The sequence below is a fragment of the Hominiventricola aquisgranensis genome, from assembly GCF_040096225.1.
Taxonomy (GTDB): domain Bacteria; phylum Bacillota; class Clostridia; order Lachnospirales; family Lachnospiraceae; genus Hominiventricola; species Hominiventricola aquisgranensis.
In genome coordinates this window covers 1-8025 of sequence record NZ_JBBMFC010000053.1, presented here as the reverse complement: position 1 = coordinate 8025, position 8025 = coordinate 1, and the positions used below count along the sequence as shown (strand labels likewise).

Annotated in this window: 13 protein-coding genes; all 13 read right to left on the bottom strand. The window is 40.1% G+C overall.

Features of this window, described 5'->3' with window-relative positions:
* On the bottom strand, positions 1-1079 hold a 1079-nt coding region (locus WMO62_RS15295; RefSeq protein WP_349145218.1), incomplete at its 3' end, for a type IV secretory system conjugative DNA transfer family protein.
* On the bottom strand, positions 1076-1567 hold the full coding sequence (locus WMO62_RS15290) for a PcfB family protein (protein WP_109273659.1): 492 nt from the start codon (positions 1565-1567) through the stop codon (positions 1076-1078). The genes WMO62_RS15295 and WMO62_RS15290, both read right to left, overlap by 4 nt.
* An 82-nt stretch (positions 1568-1649) precedes the next feature.
* Entirely contained in the window at positions 1650-2444 is a 795-nt protein-coding gene (locus WMO62_RS15285) for an ATP-binding protein (RefSeq protein ID WP_118440636.1), read from the bottom strand.
* Entirely contained in the window at positions 2444-3262 is an 819-nt protein-coding gene (locus WMO62_RS15280; protein ID WP_216244430.1) for a replication initiator protein A, read from the bottom strand. The genes WMO62_RS15285 and WMO62_RS15280 overlap by 1 nt, the downstream gene beginning before the upstream one ends.
* Before the next feature lie 9 nt (positions 3263-3271).
* Complete coding sequence (locus tag WMO62_RS15275; protein ID WP_109273656.1) at positions 3272-4150, bottom strand: replication initiator protein A; 879 nt, start codon at positions 4148-4150, stop codon at positions 3272-3274.
* Positions 4143-4535, bottom strand: coding sequence for a hypothetical protein (locus WMO62_RS15270; RefSeq protein WP_055060295.1), 393 nt, complete (start codon positions 4533-4535; stop codon positions 4143-4145). Before WMO62_RS15270 ends, WMO62_RS15275 begins: the two co-directional genes overlap by 8 nt.
* Before the next feature lie 13 nt (positions 4536-4548).
* The gene (locus WMO62_RS15265) at positions 4549-4947 is read right to left on the bottom strand and encodes a single-stranded DNA-binding protein (protein WP_005344165.1); all 399 of its coding nucleotides are present in this window, start codon (positions 4945-4947) and stop codon (positions 4549-4551) included.
* A 13-nt stretch (positions 4948-4960) separates the two neighbouring features.
* A complete protein-coding gene (locus WMO62_RS15260) occupies positions 4961-5359 on the bottom strand; it encodes a hypothetical protein (protein ID WP_044921493.1) in 399 nt (132 codons plus the stop codon).
* 129 nt (positions 5360-5488) lie between these two features.
* The gene (locus WMO62_RS15255) at positions 5489-5719 is read right to left on the bottom strand and encodes a DUF6050 family protein (protein WP_349145219.1); all 231 of its coding nucleotides are present in this window, start codon (positions 5717-5719) and stop codon (positions 5489-5491) included.
* Complete coding sequence (locus tag WMO62_RS15250; RefSeq protein ID WP_349145220.1) at positions 5649-5921, bottom strand: hypothetical protein; 273 nt, start codon at positions 5919-5921, stop codon at positions 5649-5651. Before WMO62_RS15250 ends, WMO62_RS15255 begins: the two co-directional genes overlap by 71 nt.
* A 4-nt stretch (positions 5922-5925) precedes the next feature.
* On the bottom strand, positions 5926-6060 hold the full coding sequence (locus tag WMO62_RS15245) for a hypothetical protein (RefSeq protein ID WP_255494039.1): 135 nt from the start codon (positions 6058-6060) through the stop codon (positions 5926-5928).
* Positions 6057-6962 carry a ParB/RepB/Spo0J family partition protein gene (locus WMO62_RS15240; RefSeq protein ID WP_055039907.1) on the bottom strand — a complete coding sequence of 302 codons (906 nt, stop codon included), beginning with the start codon at positions 6960-6962 and terminating at the stop codon, positions 6057-6059. Before WMO62_RS15240 ends, WMO62_RS15245 begins: the two co-directional genes overlap by 4 nt.
* Entirely contained in the window at positions 6952-7737 is a 786-nt protein-coding gene (locus tag WMO62_RS15235; protein WP_015529850.1) for a ParA family protein, read from the bottom strand. The genes WMO62_RS15240 and WMO62_RS15235 overlap by 11 nt, the downstream gene beginning before the upstream one ends.
* Positions 7738-8025 lie beyond the last annotated feature (288 nt).

The window sequence follows — 8025 nt, the reverse complement described above, 5'->3', positions numbered from 1 at the left end:
CCAGCCGCCATTTTATATTTTTTATACTGTCTGACCGCAAAGTGCTGCGGATCTCTTTCTTCCAGTTCCTGGAACATCATATCCACAGGATTCTGGTAAGTTTCATCCTCTTCACGGGTTTCGCTTTCATTCAAAAGATCCAGAAGGGTATTCAGGTTCTTTTCCTCTTCATCCCCTTCATACCAGATAAAAGCAATCAGTGCTGTGTACAGCAATTTCTCTGCTTTCACCCAGAAATCTTCGGAAGCTTTTTCCCCTTCGCCTTTGGTATTCACAATGATTGTTGTCACCAGCTTCAGGATATCTTTTTCAGACCGTATATAAGCAAATGGATTGTAATGAAGGGACTTGGAAAAATTGATGGTATTCAGAACCTTAATCACATATGGCTCATGTACCACTTTTCCAGATTTATCTTTCATGATATTTCCATTCTTATCTTTCTTAGGTGGTCCCTTTGCTAACATCTTCCCGCACTCTTCAATCAAAGTGCCTTTCGGATCTGTAATGACCATGGAACAGTTCATTTGCATGACCGATGGTTTTACAAAAAAACGTGTCTTACCGGAACCACTGCCGCCGATGACCACTATATTTTTATTTCTTGCATACTTTGGCTGTTTAGGTCTACTTTCCATAGTCAATGCTTCTGTTGCTGTCAATGGAATGTTCATCCATGGATCTTCTGACATATAAGGCTTGATATCCTCTGCATTTCCCCATCTGGCTGAACCATACTCGATTCCTTTCCGGAGTTTCTTTGCATCTGCCTGTTTCTGCCAGACCAACACTTTCAGAACGACTGCAACAACAATACCTGCTAGCAGATCTTTCCAGTTATTGCTTAACACAAAACCAGCAAAAATCCGGTCTGCGTGTTCCATTGCATATAATAGTTTGTTCCCCATATCTTCTCCCGGACTGTTCCGGTAAAGAAAAAACGCCCGGTCTGCATAGAAAGCAGCCAGAGCATAAGGAATATTTGTAAGAACCAGTTTCTTTTTATCCAGGGCGGACAGCCTGACCCTGATCTTATTCTTCCATTTTTGCATCAGATTTTTACCGATTTGCTTTTTCATCGGCTCTGCTCCTGATGCCGGTTCTTTACTTTGTCCTTCGATTTCTTTGGCATCATTGCCCGGTAAGCTGCAAGACGCTTATGAATAGAAGGTTTATTCGCTTTTTGAATCTGTTTCTGGGAAAACTCACGGAAAGCAGCATTGAGTGCATCCTGATCACGTCCCTTGAAGAATACCAGATAAACCGGAGGCTCTTTGCTCTTGTCTTTTTTCAGAGCATAATTGATCCCGTATTTTCTGGCATACCGTTCAAAGGACTTGATATTTTTGTCCGTGATCTCGATATTGACCATCCCGGCATTCTGTTTTGCCAGCTCTTTTACCGTGACCTTTCCCTGTTTCGGCTGATTTTTCTGTGCTTTCTTCTCTACTGATTTCTGCTTCTGATGACGCAGATACGCAACAAGAACCTTTTTCAACAGGTCTGCTGTAATCTTAGTAGCCCGAATACAGAACGTGACCGTTTTCTGAGTTACCTCTTCCTGCATGACTTTTCCCTCCTTTCAGCGATTCAACTGCTGTCCAGATCTGTAATCATGGCAATCACCCCCTTTAATAAAAAAAGACAAATTAACCGGTAATCAGGTTCTGCACCTGTACGAGTTTTTCTGTCCCTTCTTCTTTTCTCTTATCTTCTCCACCACAATAGATGGGAACACACATTTCAAGTATTCTACTGTAAATACGCTGATGGGCAGTATCCAAATCTGTGGATTTCATTTCATTCAGTCCCAGATTCGTTGTTATGATCAGCGGAAGCATTTTACAATAGCGGCTGTCTATCACATTATAGACCTGCTCCAAAGCAAACTCAGAATTTCGTTCTATTCCTAAATCATCAATAATCAGCAGCGGATAATCCACAAGATTTTGTATAATCTGGTTCTTATCTGCCTGATAGCTGGTCATTTCATTTAAAATCCTGGAAAAATTCGTCATCATGACACGTTCTCCCTGTTCCAAAAGTGCATTTGCAATACAGCCTGCAAAGAAACTTTTCCCAGTTCCAACTGGTCCCATCAAAAGCAATCCTACATTTTTTCTCTTCATATCTGTCCAGTTTTCTACATACTGCCTGGCAATTAGTGTCTTCTGGTTGCTTCCATTGTCATTTTCAAATTTCCATTCCCAGAATCTTCTTTCCCGAAGTCCGACGGATTTTCTCTGATAAAGCAGCCGCTGTGCTTCTTCCCGCTGCATCTTCTCATCCAGTTCCTGTCTGGCTTTCACCTCGCATTCGCACAAACAGGACACTACATGCTCAAATCCCATCAGACTGACTTTCATCTGTTTTCTTTTTCCACAGATGCCACAATGAAGACATCCCTCTTTGTCCAGATAATCTGCTGTTACTTTATTTTCCATCACAGGCTTTCTCCTTCCTGAAATTCATATTTATCCATTCCTGCCCTGGCTCCATCCCGTTCTGCCCAAAGACAGATTGTTGCAAAATGGTTCTGATATTCTTTTCCACTGGATTTCATATAAACAGAAAGATGATCAATTCGTTTCTGGTAATCCCATGGAAAAAGCATCATCAACTCCCGCAGTTCAGCTTCCGACAGAACAACATTTTTAAATCTCCCATACAGACTGAATTTTTCTTCCAAAGCGGAAGTATTGCCCTTACTCTTATCAGTATGATTCTTTTCAGTCTTATTTATCTTAGTATTACTTCCATCCAGATTCTTGCAGTCCGGACTTCTATTTTTTTGCGTTCCGGACTTCCAGTTTCTTGCAATCCGGATTTCCAATTCTTTGCAGTCTGGATTTCCAGTTTCTGGCGTTCCAGAAGCAACGTATCTTACTGGCTTTCCTCTGATCCGTTTCACAAAATTTTTCACATATATGACAGAAGGACGATTATTCCCCTGCCGATACCGTTCGATCAATCCAATCCCATGCACACTGTCAAGCTCATAAAGAAGCTTTGTCACTGTCGTATGCGACATTCGCAACAGCTCCTGCAATTCTGCGATCGTGTAAATAATATAGACATAACCATCACCGTCAATCCAACCATTTTTCTTGGATAGGCTGATTCGATCAAGCAGAATTCCGTAAAGGAGCTTTGCGTCTGTGGACAGGCTTGCAAACTCTTTTTCTGTGAACAGAGCTTTTGGTATCCGAAAAAAAGAAAACTGGTCAGATTCTTCTGCTCTGAAATATTCAAAATCTGCCATAATATTTTCCTACTCTTCTACATCGAAATCACAATTTGCCGCACTACCTGTACCATGACATAATTCATCAAGCACATAATTGAATGCATTCATCGCCTCTTCCAAATAGATTTTCCTAGCCTCTTTATCACACGCATACATATCGGCAATAAATCCTTCATCATTTCCTATTGCGTGTACCAGAGTCTCCAAAACTTTCATAAATTTCTTTTTTGAACACTTTTTATTCTGCCTGTTCACATATTTCTGAATATCCAGTACTCTATCAGCATTTTCCTCATTCTCTTCAAGAATTCCAAACGCCAGATCCATGCCAAATTCATAGCCATCACAGGAAATCTGATCAACATCAAGCTGTCCCAGCTCATCTCGATAATTTCTTTCTTCCATTGAAGTCAGTGGTGTCCCATATTCATCCAGATATCCCATATCTGCAATTGTTTCCAGAATATCTCTGGATGCTTTCACCATTTTGTCCATAATGATTTCTCTTTCTTCCATCGGCATATTTGCCATAATGCTGTCTAATGTCATCATTGATTCTTCCTCCATCTCATTTTCATAAATATCGTTGATATAAAAGTGGTTTGCTTTTCCATTGTTCGGAATGATACGCACCAGATTTCCAACCTCCACCAGTTCCTGTACTGCCTGATCTACCCCATATCTGGTTGTATTCAGGTCTTTCTTCATTTCACTTTTTGGATAAATTACATACAAATCCCCCTTACCATCTACCCAACCATTCTGCACCGCAAATTTCAAACGATCCAGAAATAAGCTGTATAAAATCTTTGCTGTATTTGACAGATTTTTGTATTTTTCCATCTGGAACAGCACCTTCGGCACCTGCAGACAATCTACCGGCATATACTCCATCTTACTCATTGATTGTTTCCTCCTTCTGTTTGTACAGCACTTCGGCTGAATTAATATTGATTTCCAACATCCCTACAAATACCTGATAGTACAGAAGGCATATCTGTTCATCCTCTCTTGCCAGATACAATCCTTCCAGTTCATCGGACGGATGTTTCATTCCATATACTGCCTGACAAATATCATGGATTTTCTCACATTCCACACTTCTAAGATGCTGCTCCAAGGTGTGGTTAAATCTCTGCCAGTCCTCCAGTTTCTGATTTACTGACATCATGCACTGGAACAGTTCCGCTGCTTCACATGCTGCTGACAGCACTACATTTTTGTTATTGATACTTCCATCGGCATTTTTCATATGCCCTACCATATACGCCTGATCTACTGAAACCATCTTTTATCCTCCTCTATCTAAACGGCATTTCTTCTTCCATGCCCTCTGGGATCTCTAAGAACCCTTCCGCATCTTCTGGAAACGGTGGTCTGTCAACCATTTTTGCACCTGCGAATTCAATCCGGTTTGCATACACTTCGGTGGTATAAATCTTTTTCCCGGTATCCTTATCTTCATAATTACCTGTGACAATCTCGCCTTCCACCATGACCTTCGTGCCCTGCATCAGATAATCTCTGGCAAATTCTGCTTTCTTTGCAAAAGCCTTTACCGGAATGAAACTGACTTCATCGGAATAATTTCTTCTGACTGCCAGAACAAACTTGGCAATCTTATGAAGTCCTTTTTCATTCTCCACTTCGTTGTATCCGGGATTTCTTACCAATCGCCCGGAAATAACTGTTGTATTCATTGGCGTAACCCTCCTATGCTTTCATTGATTTGTAACAGATGCCGATACATGGTCCACATTTTCCATAGGCACATCCGTAACATTCATCTTTTTCCAACTCTTCTTGCTTCATTTCATCGGCAAACATTCCTAACAGTGTTGTATAAATCTTTTTCATTGCAAGGAACTTTTCTTCTGCTTTTTCCATCTTCTCTTTATAAAATGGGATCAGTTCACGAAGAACTGGATGGAAACGTTCATTTTCATCATCCCAGGCACAGGTTTTCATCATACAACGTGGCTGTTTCTCATAATTGCCCAGATAATACGGGCAGAACGTACAGCCTCTTTCTTTAACAATTTCCACCGGAATTACTGGCATCTGACTTTTGATTTCCTTAGTTACATGCTTACTTTCAATTCGCTCTCTCATATTAAAAATCCTCCAAGAATATATATTTGCAAAAGGGACTTCCCCTGAATTGCCTGGTTTTAAGCACAAAAAAAGAGGCAGCCTTACGATTTTTGTTTTCGCAAGCCTGCCTCTTATCAATCTAATATTCTATTTTCCAATGACATACCGTATAAACACGTATATCGCTCTAATCACATACACTGGAATCATGATGCTTCCAATCAATGCTCCAATGATGACACTTAATGCAGCCATCCCAAGTGTTGCTGTGGTATCCATTCCTCTCGGAATCAGAATCAACCGCATTTTATGTATTCCAAATGGAAGTCCAGCAATAAATACCCACCAGAACCAATCCGTCTGTCCACTGACCTTCATAATTGTTTTTGTCATCCAAAACCAGAATACCATAAATGCCAGTGGCAGAATCGATTTTTTGTCTGATTCCTTCCGCCACCTCCCGATTAAGGTTTGCCAATATTTCTCTAACCACAGGAGAATCCAATCGAAAGGTTTCCAGATCTTTCTCCGTAAGCTCCCTTCCGTTCGCATCATATCTTCGTACAATTTTTAAAGCCATACTTTCACTTCCTTCCTGCTGATAATCCTAATGTTTTCAACAAATGTTTAAACTTCTCTCTTTTTATCCGTTTAACACGTATCTTTTCTATCTTTTTCAGATAGACTTGTATTCTCCTTGCCATATCTTCATTGCTCATTCTTTACCCTCTCTTTCTGCCCACGATGCCAGAAGCATAAATATAATTTCTTCCATCTGAGTCTTTGTATATGTATCTGGAAAATATTGTTTCAATTTCTTCGCCGGAATCTGCACCTGAACTTTTTCAGTACTTTCATTCATGCAAATCTGGTCAATTTCTGAATACGTCAACATCCGCTCTTTTGAAATCTGCTTCAATTCCTTTGCCTGCTTCATGGAAGGTACCATATTGTGATTACTCATATACTGAAATAATATCTGCTGCTCTTCAGTTCTCAAATAAGAAAGTTCAACAGCTGTGTTAAAGGGAAGCTTCTTCTCGTCTGCCAATTCTAATAGCTCTGCTACTAACTCTGTCAGATGAATATATCGAAGAATCTGTCTGGAACTATCTCCTGTATTCTGACTGACTTCTTCTGCCGCCAACTTCTTGCCAACTTGGCAAGAAGTTAAATCAGATCGTTTTCCCTGACGCTTTAACGCCTCATATTTCATTTTATAAGCAAATGCCTTTTCGCTGATCAGCAGCTCTTCTCGTTGAATGTTGGAATCTACCATAATCACCGTCGCTTCATCATCTGTAAGATCTTTGATGATAACCGGCATTTTCTCTAGTCCAGCAAGTTCACATGCTCGTTTTCGCCGATGACCAGCTACCAGCTCATAACCACCAGACTCTCTCAACCGCACAATACCAGGAACCAACACGCCATATTGTGTAATGCTTTCTGATAATTCTTCCATTTTCTTATCATCTTTTACTTGAAACGGGTGATTTGGAAATGGATGAAGGCTTCCTATTTTTATCTCGCAAATTCCATTGTTTGTTTCTTCGTTTGTTCCAAACAACGCATCAAGTGGCTGTAAGGAAATTGGAGTTGCTCTTTTTTTAGATGGCATCTTCTAGCACCTCCTCCGTCACTCTCCGATAAGCCTCTGTAGCTTTGCCTTTCGGATCATAAGAGAAAATACTCTGTCCTTCTCTGACTGCTTCCTTCATTCTTACAGAAAATGGAATATAATTATCAAAGATATGAATTTGACTTCCATATACATTTCTGAGAAGTTCCATATTATTTCTGGCATCATTTGTATGCGCATCGACCATCGTGAACAGAATCCCACCGACTTGCAACTTCGGATTAATCTGCTTACGAACCTTACCGATCGTTTTTAACAACTGCTGCAAGCCTTTGATTGGCAGGTAGGACGCTTCAACTGGAATGAGGACTTCATCTGATGCAGCCAGCGCATTGATCGTAATCATTCCCAATGATGGCATACAGTCAATAATGACTGCATCATATTGATCCTTGATACCATATAAAATCTGTTTCAATACATATTCCCTGCTCATTGCATTTACCAACTGTACTTCCGTACCTGCCAGTCCAATGTTAGAACAGATAATATCTATTCCCTCTGCCTGATGTCTGATATAACAGTCTGAAGGAATATCTTCATCTTTCATTACTGCATCCATAAGAGCTGTAAGTGTTTCATTACTGTCATCACAATCACGATATCCAAATCCTGCGGATACATCAGACTGTGGATCGGCATCTACAATCAACACTTTCATATTCTTTTGTGCTAATCCTACTGCTAAATTAGCTGTACATGCGGATTTTCCCGTTCCCCCTTTTTGGTTTACAATAGAAATAATTCTAGCCATTTTTCATCACCTTTCATCGTCGTCAATCAAAAAGAGGACTGAATTAGACAACCGGAATCTATATTCCATGCGAGCTAATTCAGTCCTATAATTACAATAATTCTGTTGTTTTTACTCTTGTCTTACACAAATCCATTTCCAGTCTGGATCTGTAATAATTCATATTCTGGAATGACAGCGCTGCCTTATTTTTCCCTTTTTCAGGGAGTTAAAAATAAGGACTAAATTAGTGCAACCCCTTGTATTTACTGGAGTTTTCTAACTTGTCCTTATTATAACTCGACCATG